The 1,272-nt window shown below is 36.5% G+C and carries 2 protein-coding genes; both read right to left on the bottom strand.

Features of this window, described 5'->3' with window-relative positions; translation table 11 throughout:
* Positions 1-814 (bottom strand): hypothetical protein (locus K8089_RS16065; RefSeq protein ID WP_237604305.1); only part of this gene is annotated, 814 nt, incomplete at its 3' end.
* Positions 815-1,080: 266 nt separating this feature from the next.
* A partial coding sequence (locus K8089_RS16060) for a T9SS type A sorting domain-containing protein (protein ID WP_237603990.1) occupies positions 1,081-1,272 on the bottom strand: 192 nt, incomplete at its 5' end.

Raw genomic sequence — 1,272 nt, 5'->3', positions numbered from 1 at the left:
CAGTCATAAATGCAGATGCCGAAGAGCAGTTAAAGCCATTTTCGAAAGTACCATCGTTAGGATTCTCTTCTTGGCAAGCTCCGCCGCCACCGCCAATTGGGTTACAGTCACCTTCCCAGATGTAAACGCCATCCATAAGTGGATCTGGAATAGTCCAACCAGCGTCAAACTGTGCGCTAGGATTAGCTTCCATAGTAGAAGAGGTTACAACCCAAAACACACTACCGGTAGCTCCACCATCTGTAACCGAAAGTTCGATCCAGTAAGTTGTAGCTGTTCCAGCTTGACCCATAAAATCAAAAGGAGTAACACTTAGTTCAATTTCATTAACATCGAAGCCGAAGTTGTTCCCAATAACCGCTTGGTTGTCAATTGTAGCAGACGCTTGAGAACCAATAAGTGCTCCCGGAAGACCAGCTGCATCGTCGTAATAATTAACATCTACGTTTGTAATTCCACCGTTGGCGAAAATACTTGCAGTAATGTTTGTTAAAGTAAAGTTTTCGTCAGCAGCAACAGTAATATCGTTGGCAGTCATAAAAGCTGAAGCAGACGAACAGTTAAAACCATTCTCGAAAGTTCCATCGTTAGGATTTTCCTCGGTACAAGCAGCCAAATAGGTAGGATTGTTATTACCTAATACTGCAATATCTCTAACAGGCGTTGCATTGGTAGGTGTAACAGTGGTCGAATTCACTTCGGTTCGTTGTTGTTCAAAACTAACAGGATTGTCAGTTCCAAGCATTTTTACTTGTTCCTGGCTAAATCCAATAGCAGCAACGAAAAACAACATCATAATTGTAATTTTCTTCATAATATTTAATAATTTAAGTTAATTTGGTATAAAGATATTTAAATAAGGCTGTTCTACAAAATTTTATTTATAAATAGTAATAAGTAAAATTCTAAATCTTCATATTGAATTCCATTTATCTCTTCTAAAATTATAGGGTATCTTGAAATAACAGTTTAGATATTTCTCTAAAATTTTAATTACACTTAAAATAAGTTTTCAGAATAGTTAAATAAAAAAAAGCCACCCACTTTCGCGGATGGCTTTATATAAAGGATTATGAAAAATTAGTTTTTCAAAATCTTGTAAGTTCCTGTCTGTCCATTTACAGTAACTTTCATAACGTAAGCTCCTGTAGTAATTCCAGATAGGTTAATATCTGAAGTAGTTGCACCAACTTCAGTGCGCAATACTTCTTGACCTAATAGGTTGTAGATAGAAACTGCTTCTATGTTACTTGCTGCTTTCAATGAAAGAAC

It is taken from the genome of Aequorivita vitellina (genome assembly GCF_022008365.1).
In the GTDB taxonomy this organism is placed as follows: domain Bacteria; phylum Bacteroidota; class Bacteroidia; order Flavobacteriales; family Flavobacteriaceae; genus Aequorivita; species Aequorivita vitellina.
Note: the sequence above shows the minus strand (reverse complement) of the source record. Positions and strands in the feature narration are given on the sequence as shown.